The sequence below is a fragment of the Streptomyces sp. GL_148 genome, assembly GCF_057834205.1.
Window position 1 is genome coordinate 3,161,976 of record NZ_CM174396.1, and the last position, 16,922, is coordinate 3,178,897.

11 protein-coding genes and 1 pseudogene are annotated in these 16,922 nt (G+C 71.9%); 5 read left to right on the forward strand and 7 right to left on the reverse strand.

Annotated features, from left to right (window positions below; translation table 11 throughout):
* Positions 1-31: 31 nt before the first annotated feature.
* Positions 32-3,901 carry an ABC transporter ATP-binding protein gene (locus AC3IYI_RS14380; RefSeq protein ID WP_489410554.1) on the reverse strand — a complete coding sequence of 1,290 codons (3,870 nt, stop codon included), beginning with the start codon at positions 3,899-3,901 and terminating at the stop codon, positions 32-34.
* Positions 3,902-3,976: 75 nt separating this feature from the next.
* Positions 3,977-4,420, reverse strand: a pseudogene (locus tag AC3IYI_RS14385) (GntR family transcriptional regulator); the annotation flags it as partial.
* Positions 4,421-4,432: 12 nt separating this feature from the next.
* Here AC3IYI_RS14385 and AC3IYI_RS14390 point away from each other — a divergent pair.
* Positions 4,433-4,840 (forward strand): ATP-binding protein, encoded by a 408-nt coding sequence (locus tag AC3IYI_RS14390; protein ID WP_489410555.1) that lies wholly within the window; start codon positions 4,433-4,435, stop codon positions 4,838-4,840.
* Here AC3IYI_RS14390 and AC3IYI_RS14395 read toward each other — a convergent pair.
* The 4 genes from AC3IYI_RS14395 to speB form a co-directional block, all read right to left on the reverse strand.
* Complete coding sequence (locus AC3IYI_RS14395; protein ID WP_489410556.1) at positions 4,830-5,510, reverse strand: hypothetical protein; 681 nt, start codon at positions 5,508-5,510, stop codon at positions 4,830-4,832. The genes AC3IYI_RS14390 and AC3IYI_RS14395 overlap by 11 nt on opposite strands.
* Positions 5,482-7,629 (reverse strand): hypothetical protein, encoded by a 2,148-nt coding sequence (locus AC3IYI_RS14400; protein WP_489410557.1) that lies wholly within the window; start codon positions 7,627-7,629, stop codon positions 5,482-5,484. Before AC3IYI_RS14400 ends, AC3IYI_RS14395 begins: the two co-directional genes overlap by 29 nt.
* A gap of 460 nt (positions 7,630-8,089) precedes the next feature.
* Positions 8,090-9,757 (reverse strand): thiamine pyrophosphate-binding protein, encoded by a 1,668-nt coding sequence (locus tag AC3IYI_RS14405; protein WP_489410558.1) that lies wholly within the window; start codon positions 9,755-9,757, stop codon positions 8,090-8,092.
* A 46-nt stretch (positions 9,758-9,803) separates the two neighbouring features.
* Positions 9,804-10,772, reverse strand: coding sequence for an agmatinase (gene speB, locus AC3IYI_RS14410; protein ID WP_274553215.1), 969 nt, complete (start codon positions 10,770-10,772; stop codon positions 9,804-9,806).
* A 130-nt stretch (positions 10,773-10,902) separates the two neighbouring features.
* Between speB and AC3IYI_RS14415 the strand changes: the two genes are divergently transcribed.
* On the forward strand, positions 10,903-12,378 hold the full coding sequence (locus AC3IYI_RS14415; protein ID WP_489410559.1) for a helix-turn-helix domain-containing protein: 1,476 nt from the start codon (positions 10,903-10,905) through the stop codon (positions 12,376-12,378).
* Between the two features lie 22 nt (positions 12,379-12,400).
* Here the strand turns inward: AC3IYI_RS14415 and AC3IYI_RS14420 are convergent, their stop codons facing one another.
* Complete coding sequence (locus AC3IYI_RS14420) at positions 12,401-13,273, reverse strand: hypothetical protein (protein ID WP_489410560.1); 873 nt, start codon at positions 13,271-13,273, stop codon at positions 12,401-12,403.
* Between the two features lie 246 nt (positions 13,274-13,519).
* Between AC3IYI_RS14420 and AC3IYI_RS14425 the strand changes: the two genes are divergently transcribed.
* Genes AC3IYI_RS14425 through AC3IYI_RS14435 form a run of 3 tightly spaced genes read left to right on the forward strand, consistent with a single transcriptional unit; the run spans position 13,520 to position 16,571 of the window.
* Complete coding sequence (locus AC3IYI_RS14425; RefSeq protein WP_489410561.1) at positions 13,520-14,677, forward strand: acyl-CoA dehydrogenase family protein; 1,158 nt, start codon at positions 13,520-13,522, stop codon at positions 14,675-14,677.
* 19 nt (positions 14,678-14,696) lie between these two features.
* On the forward strand, positions 14,697-15,575 hold the full coding sequence (locus AC3IYI_RS14430; protein ID WP_489410562.1) for an acyl-CoA thioesterase: 879 nt from the start codon (positions 14,697-14,699) through the stop codon (positions 15,573-15,575).
* A 27-nt stretch (positions 15,576-15,602) separates the two neighbouring features.
* Positions 15,603-16,571 carry a cation diffusion facilitator family transporter gene (locus AC3IYI_RS14435; protein WP_489410563.1) on the forward strand — a complete coding sequence of 323 codons (969 nt, stop codon included), beginning with the start codon at positions 15,603-15,605 and terminating at the stop codon, positions 16,569-16,571.
* The last annotated feature ends 351 nt before the right edge of the window (positions 16,572-16,922 follow it).

Sequence of the window (16,922 nt, forward strand, 5' to 3'; positions counted from 1 at the left end):
CCGCCCTCCTATGCGGTCGGACCCGTCCGCCCTACGCCGCAGCGACCGGCTCGTCCTCGCCGGCGAAGGTGCGCCACAGCTCGGCGTACCGGCCGCCGCGCGCCAGCAGCTCGGCGTGCGTGCCGTCCTCCGCGACCCGGCCGCGGTCCATGACCACGACCCGGTCGGCCCGTGCGGCCGTGGTCAGCCGGTGCGCCACGACCAGGGTGGTGCGCTTGCCCGCGAGCCGGTCGGTGGCCTGGTTGACCAGGGCCTCGGTGGCCAGGTCGAGGGCGGCGGTGGCCTCGTCGAGCAGCAGGACGTCGGGGTCGACGAGCTCGGCGCGGGCCAGCGCGATCAGCTGGCGCTGGCCGGCGGAGAGGTTGCGGCCCCGCTCGGTGACGGTGTGCAGGTAGCCGCCGTCCAGCGTGGCGATCATGGCGTGGGCGCCCACCGCGTGCGCGGCGGCCTCCACCTCCGAGTCGCTCGCCTCGGGCCGCCCGTAGGCGATGGCGTCGCGGACCGTCCCCGGGAAGAGGTACGGCTCCTGCGGGACGACGCCGAGGCGGTGGCGGTAGCCCGACAGGTCCAGCTCGCGCAGGTCCACCCCGTCGGCGGTGACCCGGCCGGAGGTCGGATCGTAGAACCGGGCCACCATCTTGACCAGCGTGGACTTGCCGGCTCCGGTCTCGCCGACGAAGGCGACGGTCTGCCCGGCGGGGATGCGCAGGCTGATCCCGGTGAGCGCCGGTTCCTTCTCCCCGCGCTCCTCGGCCGTGCCGTACGAGAAGTGGACCCCCTCGAAGGCGATCTCGCCGCGCAGCTCGGGGACCGGGCGGGGGTCGGCCGGGCGGGGCGTGCTGGTGGGTTCGCGCAGCAGGCCCTGGATCCGGCCGAGGGAGACGGTGGCCTGCTGGTAGCCGTCGAAGACCTGCGAGAGCTGCTGGACGGGAGCGAAGAACAGGTCGATGTACAGCAGGTACGCGACCAGCGCGCCCGTGGTGAGCGTGCCGGCCTCCACCCGGCCCGCGCCGACGATCAGCACGGCGGCGGCCGCCCCGGAGGACAGCAGCTGGACGAAGGGGAAGTAGACGGATATCAGCCACTGGCCGCGGACCCGGGCCTCGCGGTACGAGTCGCTGCGCTCGGCGAACCGGACGGCGCCGGCGCGCTGGCGGCGGAAGGCCTGGACGATGCGCAGTCCGGCCACGGACTCCTGCAGGTCGGCGTTGACCAGTCCGACCCGGTCGCGGGCGAGCTCGTAGGCGGCCACCGACTTCCGGCGGAAGAAGACGGTGCCGATGATCAGCACGGGCAGCGTGGCGAAGACGATCAGCGCCAGCTCCACGTCCAGGACGAGCAGGGCGACCAGGATGCCGAAGAAGGTGAGGACGGAGACGACGGCGGTGACGAGCCCGGTCTGCAGGAAGCTGGACAGGGCGTCCACGTCCGTGGTCATCCGGGTCATGATCTTGCCGGTCAGCTCGCGCTCGTAGTAGTCGAGGCCGAGGCGCTGGAGCTGGGCGAAGATCTTGACGCGCAGGGCGTAGAGCACGCGCTCGCCGGTGCGGCCGGTCATCCGGGTCTCGGCGAACTGCGCGGCCCACTGGGCCAGGACCACGCCGAGCGCCAGGAGGGACGCCGCCCAGACGGCGCCGAGGGCGGCCGCTTCGACGCCCTGGTCGATGCCGTGCCGGATCAGGATGGGCAGGAGCAGTCCGGAGCCGGCGTCGAGGGCGACGAGGCCGAGGGATATCGCGAGCGGGGCCCAGAAGCCGCGCAGCAGGCGGCCCAGGTTGTAGCTGTCCTCGGCGGACGCGGCGCGGGTCTCGTCCACGTCGGGGGTGTCGTCGGCGGGCGGCAGCGCGGCCACCTGCGCGAGCAGCTCGGGGGTGGCGGACATCCCCGCGGGAGCGGTGCTCTTCTCGTCCGCCTCCTCCTGGCGCTGCCAGAGTTCGGGGGTGATCCCGCCGGCCACCCGGCGCTTGGCGTTGACGGGCTCGGAGTCGATCTCGGCTTCGAGCTCGATGCCCCGCTCCATGTCCCGGTCCAGAGCTCGCTCGAACTCCTCCATGGCAGGCGCCTCGGGCGTCCGCGGGGAGCCCGCCCCGAGCGCGTCGGGGTCGGTGAGGAGCCGCCGGTACAGGGCGGAGCGGCGCTCCAGCTCCTCGTGCGTACCGACGTCGGAGAGCCGCCCGTGGTCCAGTACGGCGATCCGGTCGGCGAGCCCGAGCGTGGAGCGGCGGTGGGCGATGAGCAGGGTGGTGCGGCCGGCCATGACGGCGCGCAGCGCCTCGTGGATCTCGTGCTCGACGCGGGCGTCGACGGCGGAGGTGGCGTCGTCGAGGAGCAGCAGGCGGGGGTCGGTGAGGATGGCGCGGGCGAGCGCGATGCGCTGGCGCTGGCCGCCGGAGAGGGTCAGGCCCTGCTCGCCGACCGTGGTGTCGTAGCCGGCGGGGAGCGCCTCGACGAACCCTTCGGCCTGGGCGGCGCGGGCGGCGGCGCGGACCTGTTCGTCGGTGGCGCCGGGGTGTCCGTAGGCGATGTTGGCGCGGATGGTGTCGGAGAAGAGGAACGAATCCTCCGGCACGAGCCCGATGGCGTCGCGCAGGGAATCGTAGGTCAGCTCGCGCACGTCATGGCCGCCGACGCGGACGGTGCCCCGGTCGGCGTCGTAGAACCGCGGCAGCAGCAGCGACACGGTGGACTTCCCGCTGCCCGAGGAACCGACGAGGGCGACGGTCTCCCCCTCGGCGATCGACAGGCTGAACCCGTCGAGCACGGGCCGCTCGGGGTCGTACCCGAACCGCACGCCGTCGAACTCGACGGTGGCGGGCGCGTCCGCGGGAAGCACCTGCTTCCCCTCCTGGATCACCGGCTCGGTGTCGATGAGCTCGAAGACCCGCTCCACGCCGGCGCGGGCCTGCTGGCCGACGGTGAGCACCATGGCGAGCATGCGGACGGGGCCGACGAGCTGGGCGAGGTAGGTGGAGAAGGCGACGAAGGTACCGAGGGTGACCTGCCCCTTGGTGGCCATCCAGCCGCCGAGGGCCAGCATGGCGACCTGGCCGAGGGCCGGTACGGCCTGCAGCGCCGGGGTGTAGCGGGAGTTCATCCGGATACCGCGCATCCGCCCGGCGAACAGCCGGCGGCCGGCTTCGCGGAGCTTGCCGGTCTCCTGCTCCTCCTGGCCGAAGCCCTTGACGACGCGGACACCGGTGACGGCCCCGTCGACGACGGTGGCCACGGCGGCGGCCTGGCTCTGGGCGTACCAGGTGGCGGGGAAGAGCTTCTTGCGGCTGCGCTTGGCGATGAACCAGAGGGCCGGGGCCATGAGCAGCGCGACGACGGTCAGCAGCGGCGAGAGCCACAGCATGATCCCGAGGGATATCCCGAAGAGCAGGAAGTTGCCGATGGTCATGGGCAGCATGAAGAGCAGCCCTTGGATCAGCTGGAGGTCGGTGGTGGCCCGCCCCACGACCTGCCCGGTGGACAGCTCGTCCTGGCGGCGGCCGTCGAGCCGGGCGATGGTGTCGTACATGTCGGTGCGCAAGTCGTGCTGCACGTCGAGGGCGAGCCGCCCGCCGTAATACCTGCGGATGTACGTCAGCACGTACACGAGGACCGCGGCGCCTATGAGCATCAGGGCCCAGGGCCCCATGGGCTTGCTCCGGTCGCCGATGACGTCGTCGAGGATCACCTTGGTGACGAGCGGAACGAGCGCCATGACGGCCATGCCGCCGAGCGAGGACCCGAGGGCCAGCAGCACGTTGGCCTTGTACCGCCAGGTGTAGGCGGCGAGCCGCCTCCCCCACCCCTGTTTGCTTCCAGCCGCCGTTTCCGCCGTCGCCGTAGCCACGTACTGCCTCCCCGTTCGTCCTGCCCTACCGGAAGCGCCAACGCTCCGACCGGCGGATTTCATCCCGCCGCAACAATTCGAACTGGGTTGCGCGCATCCCGCGCGCGGTGCTGGGCCTACGGGGGGTCTACGGGGGACCTACGGGGCGTCGAACTCGTACTCCAGTACGTAGGCGGAGGCGTCGAGCACCATCTCGTTGACCTCGACGACCCGCCCGTCGGCGTCGAAGGCGGTACGGGCCACCAGCACGACGGGCGTCCCGGCAGCCAGCCCGAGGCTCGCGGCCTCGTCGGAGGCGGGCATCCTCGACCGGACCTCCTCCCGGAACCGCGCGGGCTTGTGGCCGAGCTCGGCGAGGCGTGCGTAGATCCCGCCGGGACCGGTGTCGCGCTCGGCGATGGGCGTGCCCGCCACGAGTGCGGCGTCGAGATAGGAGGTCGCGAACATGACGGGCTTCCCGTCGAGCAGGAACCTGCGGCGCCGGACGCACGCGGGCGCGCCGTCGGAGAGCCCGAGCACGTCGGCGACGGGGCCGGGGGCGGGCTCTTCGGTGACCCCGATGAACTCGACGACGGGTTCCCGCCCCTTGCCGCCATGACACTGTCCTCTGCCGACGAGATCTACTGGCTCGTGCCCCGCAACACCCGCGCACCGGGCCGGGCCCGCGCGCTGCTGCGCGAGCAGGCCACCGAGTGGGGCATCGGAACGCAGCCCGCCGAGGCGGCGGAGCTACTGCTCTCCGAGCTGGTCACCAACGCCGTACGGCACTCCCGCGCACCGCAGGGCCGGGACATCGGCATCCGGCTCGCCCGCTACGAGGGGCTGCTGCGCGTAGAGGTCGCCGACGCCGGCCCCGCCGTGAAACTCACGCCACAGGTGGTGGCGGACACCGACGAGCGGGGCCGCGGCCTCGCGATCGTCGCCGCCCTGGCCGAACGCTGGGGCAGCTGCCCCCGGCGGCACGGCATCGGCAAGGCGATCTGGGCCGAGGTCAGGGAGTAGGCAGCGCCTTCACCACGGGGGGCTGAGCCAGCGGCTTGTTCTCGCAGCCGAGGGCTTCGGCGACGCGCTGCCCCATGAGGTAGGTGAGGGTCATGCGCCGGCCCTTGGCCGCCTGGCGCAAGGGTGACTCGGACGGACTGGACCAGGAGACATCGGCCGAGAGCCACACGTCCCGCGACTGCGCACCGAGTTCGCCAGGCACATCACACTGGGCCAGCAGCGTAGACCCGGTTGTGTCCGTCACTCCACGCGCACCATTCAATTCGTAGGCCGACTCACCCGCGCGAGGCGGCACCGCGGAGGCGGCCCGAGGGGACCAACCGAATTGGAAGGTCGCGTGGGCTCCTCGTTCTTCCTCGTCCGTGCTGTACCGGCATGCCTGGCTGGAGTACGAGTTCTTTCCAGGCTGCATGTTCTGCAATGCCCACTTCATCTTTTCCACCAGCGCGCTCGTGGACCTGGAGGCCTTCGTCTCGAAGTCCTCGGTGGCGAGGATCTCCCGCACGAGCGCTTCCTCCTCGGAGGAGGCGCTAATCCCGCACACGTTCGCAGCCTTCGCCTCGGAGCCGCCCGAGGTGCACGACGCCAGCATGAGCACGCAGGTGAACGCAGCCGCCGAATGTCCAAGAGTTTTCAGCACGTCAAGGCCTGAGGTATGCACGAGCAGCATCCCGTCCGGTGGTGTACCCATTGCCCGCCGCGTCCTTCGCGTGGTCGAAAGCAGGATCAGCGCCGATCTCCCGCTGCCTGCCCCATTCATCGAACAAGCGGTTGGTTCCCCCCACGCCCGCCCCGTAGTTGTTGCTGGAATCTTTCTTGCTCGTTGCTTCGGCCTCGCTCTTGATGTCTTCAACCCACTCGTACTTGACCGAGTCGATCAGTGAGCCACCGACCGTGCCCACCACCGGGATCTCACCGATCAGCCCGTTCGCGACGGAAGACGTGTGCTCGGATGTGCGTTCCGCCCACTCAACCTTGTCGTCTTCCTTGTCCTTGTAGACGTCGGCCCCGATACCGTTGAGCGCGCCGTTGGCCACACCGATGTCGTGAGCGCGGTTGTCCCAGTCCGCGCTCGCCCCATGCAGGTCGCCCTTGTACGGAGCGGCGTTCGCGAGTTGCTCCGCCGAGTACGACCGCTCCGCCTCGACCAGCAGGGCGAATGCCGGGCCGTCGTCCGCGACGCCGCGCATCACGCGGATCAGGCTGCTCTGGCCGACCGCGACCTGGGCCTGGTCACCCGAGCCGTGAATGGAGTCCTGGCCGCCAGTGCCACCAAGGTTGCTGTTCTGGCCGCCGAGGATCTCGTGCGTGTCCGCGACGTAGTCGACCAGCGCCTTCGCCATCGGCTGGCGCAGGCCTTCCAGGTCCTTCGGGAACTCGTCGCCGCCCATTTCCTTGTCCAGGAGGCGGATCGCGTCGTGCATCACCCGGGCCTGGCCCTCCGTGTGCGGGCCCGGCGGGCCGAGCTTCTCGCCGTCGACGTGGCCCGTGGCCGCCGCCTGGATGGCTGCGCCGAGGCCGGCCGTCTTGTCACCCTGCATTTCGATCGGCGGGCCTACGCCCGTCGAGATCCAGGGGTCCGGCATGTCGCGGTCGGTGAGGAGGTACTTCAGGTGCTCGTTCTTATTGCCGGGGGCCTCGGGGTCGAGGAAGTGCGTCGCCGCGTCCGGGTCCTTGGCCATGATGCCCAGCAGGCCGTCCAGCGGGTCCGAGACCAGGTTCGGGCGTTGGGAGTCGTAGGCGTGGTCGTACATGTGGGGCTTCGACTTCTCGGCCTCGATCATGCCGTCGCCGAGGTCGTTGAGGAACTGCTTGCCGTAGCCGTCCCCCTGCTGCATCAGGGTCACGAGGGATTGGTAGCCGTACGTCGGGCGCAGGCCCTTGGCGACCAGTTCCGGGCCCTGTTCCTTCAGGCCCGCCATGAAGGGCTTGTACGCGTAGCTCTCCGGGTCCTTCGTGCCCGAGGCGATGGTTCCGGCGAGGCCCGTGCTGATGGACTCGTAGAGCTTCCTGTCGGCCGCCGAGGCGCCGCGTTCGTTGGAGGCCAGGTTGAGCTGGTCGGCCAGGTGCAGGGTGTCCTTCGCGCCCAGCGAGTGCAGGTACGCCTGGCTGAAGTGGCTGTCCTTCGCGTTCTGGCGGAGCAGCTCGTCGTAGTGCTTGAGGTCGTCCGGGGAGGCGTCGCCCGACTGGATCTTGTGGGTGAGGGCCAGGGCCTCCACCGCCTCCACGTCGCCGACGGCCTGGGAGTTGAAGCCGAAGAGGGAAGTGCCGTCGGCTCCGGACGCGTTGAGGAGGGCGATCCGTACGTCCTCGTCGAACTCCGTGACCGCCTTGACGGTGTCCGCGATGCGCTGCGTCCAGGAACGCTCGACCTCCGGGAGGTCGGGGTCGTGGCGGATCGCGTTCGCGGTGGCCGCGTCCTCCTTGAAGAAGTCGTAGCTCGCGATGCCGGCGTCCGAGACCTTCATGCCGGCCTTCACCGCGTCCGCAACGGCGGAGGTGACCCGGCCCTTGAGGTCCGTGAAGCGGGCGTGCGCGTCGCGGAGCAGCGACTCCATGGCAAGCGCCTGCGTCTGCGCCGCGTCGAACTCCCGACGCGTGATGGCGGCGTTGTTGCTCGCCGTCTGTGCGCTGCTGCCCATCCAGCCGGATCCGGTGGAGACGCTCTGGACTTCCTTCTCGTAGACGTCCTCGAGCGTCTTGAACTGCGTCGCCATCGACTTCCAGCCGTCGGCGGCCGTGACGAGCGCCCCGAGGTCGGTGGTGACGATCTCCTGGTAGTTCGGCATCGCGTCTCCGTCTCCCCTACAGGCCCGAGAGCTTGGACGTGACCGGCTGGAAGCCCTGGCCCGTCAGCTGGTCGTTTCCGGTGAAGAGGTTCGACGCGCCGCGCAGGGCCGTCTTCTCCGAGCTCAGCCGCCCCATCAGTCGCTTGACCTGGTCGTCCCAGTGCGTGTGCGCCTTCGCCAGACCGGTCGCCGTCTCCCAGCCCGCGAAGGCCTTGACCGCCGCGCTCGTCGGCGGCGTCGGCGGCCTTCGTCGTCCCGGGCTGGAGGACGTTCTCGATGGTGTCGGCCGCCTTCTTCTTCTCGGGCGGGGCCGTTGCGAGGACTCCGGTGCCCGGCGGCGTCGCGGACTGCCTCTGCTGGGCCCACTGCTGCTCGAACGACACCGCTCCCCCAAAGATCTGCGACCAAAGATTTGCGACCGGGACTGATCGGCACCAACCCAACCCGGCCCGCGCACCCCTCAGACGTGGGTGGGTGCGAACATCTTCAGCTCGGCCGGAAGTAGCAGGAGTGAAGGGCCCGGAGTCTTCAGGGACTTGGCCAGGTCCTCGCGGAGGGTTTCCGGGGTGGTCGTGGTCGCCGGGATGCCGAAGGAGGCCGCCAGGGCCACGAAGTCGGGGCGGGTCAGGGTCGTGCCCGTCTCGCAGCCGTACTCGCGCAGGATGCCGTAGCCGCCGTCGTCCACGATCAGCCAGGTGACGTCCAGGTCGTGCTGGCGGGCGGTGGCGAGGTCGGCGATCGAGTACATCGCGCCGCCGTCGCCGGAGACCGCGAGGACCGGGGAGTCCGGCTCCGCCACGGCCGCGCCGAGGGCCGCCGGGAAGGCGTAGCCGAGGCCGCCCGCGCCCTGCGCCGAGTGCATGGTGTTGGGGTGCTTGGCGTCGAAGGCCGACCAGGCCCAGTAGGACAGGATCGTCATGTCCCAGAAGCACGGGGAGCGGGGCGGGAGGGCTTGGCGGATCGAGGTCAGGAGCTGCTGCTCCAGGGTCAGGTCCTGGGAGGCCAGGCGGGCCGCGATGTCGGCGAGGAGCAGGGCGACGCGCTCGGGGGCCTGCGGGTCGGGGCGTTCGGCGACCGTTTCCAGGAGTGCCTGCAGGGCGAGGCGGGCGTCCGCGTGGATGCCGAGGCCCGCGTGGTTGGACTCCAGCTTGCCGAGGTCCGCCTCGATCTGGACGACCCGGCCCTCCGGGAAGAACGTGTGGTAGTTCGAGGACAGTTCGCCCAGGCCCGAGCCGACCACCAGCACGACGTCGGCGTCCTCCAGGAAGTCCGTCATGTGGCGGTCCTCCAGCCAGGACTGGAGGGAGAGGGGGTGGGTCCAGGGGAAGGCGCCCTTGCCGCCGAAGGTGGTGACGACGGGCGCGTTCAGGCGTTCCGCGAGCTGCTTGAGCTTGCCCGCCGCGTCCGAGCGGATCACCCCGCCGCCGGCGATGATCACTGGCCGCTCGGCGTTCTCCAGCCAGTGCGCGGCCAGGGCGGTGAGCTCCGGGCGCGGGGCCAGTTCGTGCGGGGTCGCGTCCATGCCCGTGACCTGCGGGACGACGGTTTCCGCGCGCAGGACGTCTTCCGGGATCTCCACCCACACGGGCCCGTGCGGGGCGGTCAGCGCCGACTCCCAGGCCTCGGCGATCACGGACGGGATCTGCGAGGGGGTCCGGGCCGCGTGCACGGACTTGACCACGTCGCGGAAGGAGGCCGACTGGTCGCGCAGCTCGTGCAGGTGACCGCGCCGGCCGCCGCCCAGGCCCGGGGTCGGGACCTGCGAGGAGATCGCGAGGACGGGCGCGGACGCCGCCGCCGCCTCGGCGAGGGCGGGCAGCGCCATGAGCGCGCCCGGGCCCGTGGACAGGAGGAGCGGCGCCGCCTCGCCGGTCATCCGGCCGTACGCGTCGGCGGCGAACCCGGCGTTGTTCTCCGTACGCAGGCCCACGAGGCGCAGGTCCGAGCGGCCGACGGCGTCGAAGAGGCCGAGCGCGTGCTGGCCGGGCAGCCCGAAGACGGTGGTCGCGCCGAGCGAGCGCAGCGTCTCCACGACCAGGTCCCCGCCCGTGCGCCCCGGCGGCGGCGCGAGCGCGGCCGCCTTCTGGGCTTCGGTGGGACGGAGTACCAGGTCGTGGTCGTGCGTCACGTGCGCTTACTCGCCCTTCGGGTTCGCCTTCGCCGCAGCACTGTGCTTATCGACCCTGCCTGGCGGCAGCGATCTGGCGGCTCATGATCGTGGTCAGCTCGTACGCGGTGTGCGAGGCCGCGACCGAGGTGATCTCCGCGTGATCGTACGCCGGGGCGACCTCGACGACGTCCGCCGAGACCAGGTTGCAGGAGGAAAGCCCGCGGATGATCTCCAGCAGCTCGCGGGAGGTCATGCCGCCCGCCTCCGGGGTGCCCGTACCGGGGGCGTGCGCCGGGTCCAGCACGTCGATGTCGATGGAGATGTACAGCGGTCGGTCGCCGATGCGCTGACGGAGCTGGTCGGCGACCTCGTCGGCGCCGCGGCGGTAGACGTCGGCCGAGGTGACGATGCCGAAGCCCATCTTGGCGTCGTCGTCCAGGTCCTGCTTGCCGTACAGCGGGCCGCGCGTGCCGACGTGGGACAGGGCCTCGGTGTCGAGGATGCCCTCCTCGACGGCGCGGCGGAACGGGGTGCCGTGCGTGTACTCGGCGCCGAAGTAGGTGTCCCAGGTGTCCAGGTGGGCGTCGAAGTGGAGCAGCGCGACCGGGCCGTGCTTCTTCGCCACCGAGCGGAGCAGGGGCAGCGCGATGGTGTGGTCGCCGCCGAGGGTCATCAGGCGGGAGCCGTTGCCGATCAGCTCGTCGGCGGCGGCCTCGATCGTGTCGACGGCCTCGTTGATGTTGAAGGGGTTCGCCGCGATGTCGCCGGCGTCGGCGACCTGCGCGAGCGCGAACGGGGAGGCGTCCTGCGCCGGGTTGTACGGGCGCAGCAGGCGGGAGGCCTCGCGGATGGCGTTGCCGCCGAAGCGGGCGCCGGGGCGGTACGAGACTCCGGAGTCGAACGGCACGCCGACGACGGCCACGTCGGCCTTGCCGCCGACCTCGTCGAGGCGGGGCAGCCGGGCGAAGGTCGCGGGGCCCGCGTAGCGCGGGATGCGGGAGGAGTCGACGGGGCCGCGCGGCTGCGTGCTCATGAGGGGGTGCCCTTCCGGAGGTCCTGCTGGGTCTGCTGGTGCGGTCCTTCGAGCGTAAACGGACACCCCGGGAGGGCGAAGTGTACGTTTCATCCATCAGACTCCCCCGATGTGTACGGAGCATCCACCCATGGAAGCCCCTCCCACCCCGCCGGTCGCGCTCGGCCGGCTGCTCGCCGACCACGAGCTGGGGCTGCGCCACCTGGCCGGTCCCGCCGAGGCCGAACTGCACGGGGTGCACGCCTCCGAGATGGCGGACCCGTCCCCGTACCTGCTGGGCGGCGAACTCCTCCTGACGGCGGGGGCGGGCCTCGCGGGGGCGGGTGTCGCGGGCACGGGCCTCGCAGGCGCGGAGGCCCGGGAGGCCCCGGAGGCCGGGCAGGCGCCGGAGGCAGACGCCGGGCCCTACGTCGCCGGGCTGGTCCGGGCCGGGGTCGGCGCCGTCGGCTTCGGGGTGACCCCGGTGTACACGACCGTGCCGCGATCCCTCGTCGAGGCCTGCGAGCAGTACGGGCTGCCCCTGGTCGAGGTGCCGCCCGGGACCCCGTTCACGGCGGTCGGCCGGAGCGTCTGGCGGCTGATGGCCCGGGCCCGGACGGCCGAGCTCCGCCGGGTGACCGAGGCCCAGCAGTCCCTCGCGGCGGCCGCCGCCCGCCCGGACCCGGTCCCGGCGGTGCTGCGCCGACTCGCGGCGACCCTGGGCGGCTGGGCCGGCCTCCTGCCCGCCGACCCGCCGCAGGCACCCGCACCGGCCGGCCCGGCGGACCCCGGCGACTGGGCCGGGCCCGTGCCGGATGCCGGGGTGCTGGACGCGCTCGGGGCGCTCGCGCGGCGGGTCGGGGAGGGTGCCGCGGTCACCGCCACGGGGGCCCACGGGGAGTTCCACCTCGGCGTCCACGCCCTCGGCGGCGGCCGGGTCCTGGCCCTGGCGACCCCCTCACGGGCCCCCGGGGACCACACCGTCGCCTCGGTGGCGGCCGTACTGCTGACCCTGCTCACCGTGCACCGCCCGGCCGGGGCGGAGGCCGCCGCCCTGACCCGGCTGCTGCTGGGCGGGGACCCGGCCGGGGCACTGGGCCCCGGGCCCTGGTACGCCGTCCACGCCCGCGGCACCGGGGACCCGCGGGCCCTGGCGGCCGCGCTGGGCACCGTACTGCTGGACCCGCGCGGGGAATCCGTACGCCTGCTCACCGACCGCGAGCCCACCCCGCAGCCCGGCTGGCGCCTCGGGGTGAGCGCCGCGACCCTGCCCGGGGGCCTGCCCGGCGCGGACGCGCAGGCCGGGCGGGCCCTGGAGCGCGCCGAGGCGGCCCGAACCCCGCTAGCCCACCACACGGACCCCGGCTTCGCGGGCCTGGTCGGCGCGGCCGAGGCGCGCGCCCACGCCGAGGCCCTCCTCGGCCCCCTCTCCCCCGCGCTCCGGGACACCCTGCGCGGCTGGCTGGCCCACCACGGCAGCTGGGACCGCAGCGCGGCCGCCCTCGGCATCCACCGCAACACCGTCCGCCAGCGCATCGCCCGCGCCGCCGACCTGCTGGGCGGGGCCGACCTGGACGACCCGGACACCCGGATGGAGCTGTGGTTCGCCCTGCGCCTGCTGCCCTGAGCCTGTCGTCAGGGGGGACCCGTCACGGGTTGGCGGTCACCTCGAAGCCGGCGCCGAAGACGTCGGCGGGGTCCGCCGCGTCACGGGCGCGCAGGTCGGCCATGATGTTCGCCGAGCTGGTGTACACGTATGCGGGGAAACCGATGATGATCGCCTTGGTGATGCCCGCCCAGGGCCCCTCGGCCTGGAACCCGTTGGCCTCGGAGGGGTAGGCCGAACCCGGCACGTGCCAGATCGTGGGACCGCCCGAGTCGCCGGCCTTGTGCCGCGTGTGGGCCTGGTAGATGCCCCGGTCGTTGTTGGTGATCCGGCCGTACCAGACGCCCAGCTGGCCGGAGACGAGCAGCTCGTTGTTGTTGAACCAGGCCGCGCCGAGCAGCCGTTCGCTGTCCAGTGCGGGGGTGAGCGCGTTGGGACTGGGGTTCCCCCCGGGCACCTCCATCACGCCGGTCTGCTTCAGGTGCGGCCCCTGGGACGAGAGCGTCACGTCCGCCGCCAGCTCGATGACCATGTAGTCCTTGGTGAGGTGTCCGGTCATGGAGCCCTCCGCGTCCTTGAACCAGCGGACGTACCCGATGGGTCCGTAGCCGATGTCCTGCCGGTGGTAGACGGGGATGACGTCCTCGCGGATCTCCCGGTCGGCGTAGGCGGCGCCGGATATGCAGTGCCCGGCCGAGATCGCGATCTTCCGCCCGTAGTCGTCGTTGCCGACGGCCCCGATGGTGCAGAAGGCTTCGGGGCGGGCGGGGTCGAAGGCGATCTGCATCGCGTTGTGCACGCGCTTCTCCTGCCGGGGCGCCGCCACCGGCTCCCGCACCGCGGCGCCTGCCGTACCCGCGCCGAGCACCGCGGTGGCGGCGAGAGCCGCCGTAAGGCTCAACAGCCTCCTGATCATGTCGATTCCTGTTCTGTCGGGGGCGCGCTCTGGAGGCACGAGTCAAGCCGCGGGAGCGGTGGCGGCAGAAGGGGGTATCCGGCCAGTCGCCATTGGCCACATCGCTCACCCCGGGCCCGCTGAGCGGAAGGGTCCCGGGTCACACCGCCCCGCCCTGGACAGCCCGAGTGACCGCCGGGTAACTTAGGTATGAGCAAGCGCTTAGCTATGAAAGCGGCGGACCGCCGCGACCGAAGGGAGCCGGCCGTGCGCCGTACCGTTTTCAACGAGGACCACGAGGCGTTCCGCGAGACCATCCGCGCCTTCATCGAGGCCGAGGTCGTCCCGGTCTACGACGACTGGTTCGCGGCCGGCCAGGCCCCGCGCGACTTCTACTACAAGCTCGGCGAGCTCGGCATCTTCGGGATCAACGTCCCCGAGGAATTCGGCGGCGCCGGCCTGGACACCCACAAGTTCGAGGCCGTCCTCTACGAAGAGACCTCCCGCGCGGGCGTCAACTTCGGCGGCTCCGGCGTGCACGTGCTGCTCGCCCTGCCCTACATCAAGATGCTGGCCGACATCGAGCAGAAGAAGCGCTTCCTGCCGAAGTTCGTCTCCGGCGAGGAGATGTGGGCCCTGGCGATGACCGAGCCCGGCACCGGCTCCGACGTCGCGGGCATGAAGACCACCGCCAAGCTCTCCGAGGACGGCACGCACTACGTCCTCAACGGCTCCAAGACCTTCATCACCGGCGGCGTGCACGCCGACCGCGTGATCGTCTGCGCCCGCACCTCCGCCCCCAGCGAGGACGACCGCCGCTTCGGCATCTCCCTCTTCGCCGTGGACACCAAGTCCGAGGGCTACTCCATCGGCCGCAAGCTCGACAAGCTCGGCCTGCGCACCTCCGACACCGCCGAGCTGGCGTTCGTCGACGTGAAGGTCCCGGTCGAGGACCTGCTCGGCGAGGAGAACAAGGGCTTCTACTACCTCGGCGCCAACCTGCCGTCCGAGCGCTGGGGCATCGCCTTCGGCGCGTACGCGCAGTCCAAGGCCGCCGTCCGGTTCGCCCAGCAGTACGTGACGGACCGCACCGTCTTCGGCAAGCCGGTCGCGCACTTCCAGAACACCAAGTTCGAACTGGCCGCCTGCCAGGCCGAGGTGGACGCCGCCGAGGCCGTCGCCGACCGCGCCCTGGAGGCCCTGGACGCCGGTGAGCTCACCGCCGCCGAGGCCGCTTCCGCGAAGCTGTTCTGCACCGAGGTCGCGCACCGCGTCATCGACAAGTGCCTCCAGCTGCACGGCGGCTACGGCTACATGAACGAGTACCCGATCGCCCGCCTGTACGCCGACAACCGCGTGAACCGCATCTACGGCGGCACCAGCGAGGTCATGAAGTCCATCATCGCCAAGTCGATGGGCCTGTAAGGCACCTAGCCTTCACTCCATGAACGAGGCACTCACAACTCTCCTCGACCTGCTCGACCTTGAGCAGATCGAGGAGAACATCTTCCGCGGTACCAGCCGTTCGGCGCTGGTACCGCGGGTCTTCGGCGGCCAGGTCGCGGCCCAGGCGCTGGTAGCGGCGGGCCGGACCGTCCCCGCGAACCGCACCGCGCACTCGCTGCACTCGTACTTCCTGCGCGCCGGCGACCCCGGCGCGCCCATCGTGTACTCGGTCGACCGGATCCGCGACGGACGCTCCTTCACCACGCGCCGCGTCGTCGCCGTCCAGCACGGCCAGCCGATCTTCCACCTCTCCGCGTCCTTCCAGACGTACGAGGAGGGCCTCGACCACCAGACCGCGATGCCCGACGCCCCCGATCCGGAGACCCTCCCGACGGCCGCCGAATCCCTCCCGCTCTACCGGGAGATCTTCCGCGACCCCGGCACGGTGGAACGGCTCATCGAGGCGCGCGGCGCGGTGGACCTGCGGTACGCGACGGTCCCGCCCTGGGGCAGCGTCGGCGAACCGGTCGAACCGCGCTCGCAGGTGTGGTTCCGTACCGCCGGCAAGCTGGAGAGCGACGACGCGCTCCTGCACACCTGCCTGGCCACGTACGTCTCCGACATGACCCTGCTCGACTCGGTGCTGCTCGCGCACGGGAAGGGCGGATGGGCGGTCGGCGACGTGGTCGGCGCCTCGCTGGACCACGCGATGTGGTTCCACCGGCCGTTCCGCGCCGACGAATGGCTGCTGTACGACCAGGAGTCGCCCTCGGCGGCCGCCGGCCGGGGCCTGGGCCAGGCACGGATCTGGACCCAGGACGGCAGGCTCGCCGTGACGGTCATCCAGGAGGGCGTGGTGCGCGTCCCGCGCGCGTAGTACGGCCGTCCGACGTAACGTCACACCATGTCCAGCAGCGATGCGATGGTGAGCGGAAGCGGAACCGGCGGCCAGGGTGAGGACGAGAGCGTCGGCACGGTCATCGCCGCCGTGGTCACGAACCTCGGCATCGCCGCCGCCAAGGCGGTGGGCGGGATCGTCAGCGGATCGAGCGCGATGCTCTCCGAAGCGGCGCACTCGGTGGCCGACACGGTGACCGAAGTGATGCTCCTGGCCTCCCTCAAGCGGAGCGCGAAGCCGGCGGACGAGGCGCACCCGCTGGGCTACGGGCCGGAGCGCTACATCTGGGCACTCCTCGCATCGATCGCCACCTTCGTCGGCGGCGCGGTGTTCGCCGTCTACGACGGCATCCACACACTGGTCCACGGGGAGGACCCCGGCAACCCGACGCTCTCCTACATCATCCTGGCCGTCGCCGCCCTCCTGGAGGGCTACTCCCTCCTGGTCGCCTGGCGGCAGGTCAAGGGCGAGGCGGCGCGGATGCGGGCGCCGCTGGGGCTGTACGTGAAACACACTCCGGACACGGCAGTGAAGGCCGTCCTCCTGGAGAACGTGGCCGCACTGATCGGGCTGGCACTGGCGGCCGGCGGCCTGCTCGGCGCGCAGCTCACGGGATCGGGCGTCTACGACGGGGTGGCCTCACTCCTCATCGGGCTACTGCTGGTGTGGGTGGCGTGGGAGCTGGGGCGCTCGAACGCGCAGTACCTGATCGGGCGGCCGCTGCCGGAGCGGATGCGGGCGGAGGTCCGTGAGGAGCTGCTGTCCGTCCTGCACATCGAGGGCGTGCTCGAGCTGACCACACTGGTGCAGGGGCCGTCGGAGGTGCTGATCGCCGCGAAGATCGACTTCCACGATCTGGCGTCTGCTGCGCAGGTGGAGGCGGCGTGCGAGGTCGCCGAGGCGCAGCTCCGCGACCGCTTCCCGGCTGTCCGCCGGGTCTACTTGGACCCGACTCCTACTCCTACTCCTTCTTAACGCGCCGCTCGCACGGTGCGGCCCTGGCGGGCCTTACCGGCGTCGCGCCGCTGCGCCGGACTCCGTCCGGCGGTGGCCTGGCTGGGTGCTCGCCACCGCCGCCCCGGCGTGAGGCCCGGTGGGCGGGTGCGGCTGGGTCGGCCCTGCGGGGCGAAGTCCCCTACCCGCCCTTCCACCGTTCCCCGGGCGCTGCCCGGACCCGGTCCTCAAGCGCCAGACAGGCTGGAAGGGGGTCCCGGGCTGCGCCCGGACCCCTGGGGCTCCGCCCCAGACCCCGGTCCTCAAACGCCGGACGGCTGAAAGCACCCGGCGACTCGGCCGGGCCGGGGACGGGGGCGGGGTGGGGTGTTG

Bases quoted from the DNA above. Each gene is read 5' to 3' on its own strand.
- AC3IYI_RS14380 (WP_489410554.1), bottom strand. From the start codon at position 3,901: ATGAAATCCGCCGGTCGGAGCGTTGGCGCTTCCGGTAGGGCAGGACGA.
- AC3IYI_RS14390 (WP_489410555.1), top strand. From the start codon at position 4,433: ATGACACTGTCCTCTGCCGACGAGATCTACTGGCTCGTGCCCCGCAAC.
- AC3IYI_RS14395 (WP_489410556.1), bottom strand. From the start codon at position 5,510: ATGCTGCTCGTGCATACCTCAGGCCTTGACGTGCTGAAAACTCTTGGA.
- AC3IYI_RS14400 (WP_489410557.1), bottom strand. From the start codon at position 7,629: ATGCCGAACTACCAGGAGATCGTCACCACCGACCTCGGGGCGCTCGTC.
- speB (WP_274553215.1), bottom strand. From the start codon at position 10,772: ATGAGCACGCAGCCGCGCGGCCCCGTCGACTCCTCCCGCATCCCGCGC.
- AC3IYI_RS14415 (WP_489410559.1), top strand. From the start codon at position 10,903: ATGGAAGCCCCTCCCACCCCGCCGGTCGCGCTCGGCCGGCTGCTCGCC.
- AC3IYI_RS14420 (WP_489410560.1), bottom strand. From the start codon at position 13,273: ATGATCAGGAGGCTGTTGAGCCTTACGGCGGCTCTCGCCGCCACCGCG.
- AC3IYI_RS14430 (WP_489410562.1), top strand. From the start codon at position 14,697: ATGAACGAGGCACTCACAACTCTCCTCGACCTGCTCGACCTTGAGCAG.
- AC3IYI_RS14435 (WP_489410563.1), top strand. From the start codon at position 15,603: ATGTCCAGCAGCGATGCGATGGTGAGCGGAAGCGGAACCGGCGGCCAG.